The organism is Kitasatospora nipponensis (genome assembly GCF_039528135.1).
GTDB classification, from domain to species: Bacteria; Actinomycetota; Actinomycetes; order Streptomycetales; family Streptomycetaceae; genus Kitasatospora; species Kitasatospora nipponensis.
On the sequence record NZ_BAAALF010000995.1, the window covers coordinates 1 to 563 of the forward strand.

The following is a 563-nucleotide window of genomic DNA, read 5'->3' on the forward strand; positions in this document are numbered from 1 at the left end:
TCGTGGTGACCCCGGAGGCCAGCGAGGCCTCCATGATCCGCGGCGAGAGCAGGTGGACGTGGGTGTCGATCGACCCGGCGGTGGCGATCAGCCCCTCACCCGAGACGATGGTGGTGCCGGTGCCGACGACCACCTCGACGCCGTCCATCGTGTCGGGGTTGCCGGCCCGCCCGATCGCGGCGATCCGGCCGCCGATCAGGCCGATCGAGGTCTTCACGATGCCCTGGACGGCGTCGATGACCAGGACGTTGCTGATCACCACGTCGCAGGTGTCGCGGACGGCGGCGGCCTTCAGGTGCAGGCCGTCGCGGGCGGTCTTGCCGAAGCCGGCGAGGAACTCGTCGCCGGGGGCCTGCGAGTCGGACTCGACCCGGACGATCAGCCCGGAGTCGCCGAGCCGGATCCGGTCACCGGCCCGCGGGCCGTGTACGGAGATGTAGTCGTGGGGGGAGATCGAGGTCACGATTCCACCTCCGGGTCGTCGAAGTCGGTCAGGTATCCGGTGGCACGGGCCTTGGCGAGGGCGGCCTCGCGGGCGCCGGGGGCGTCGAGGGGGCCGTCGA

At 71.9% G+C, this 563-nt stretch carries 1 pseudogene; it reads right to left on the minus strand.

Features of this window, described 5'->3' with window-relative positions:
* Nucleotides 1-463: pseudogene (locus ABD323_RS44510) on the minus strand (urease subunit alpha); the annotation flags it as partial.
* Between the last annotated feature and the right edge of the window lie 100 nt (nt 464-563).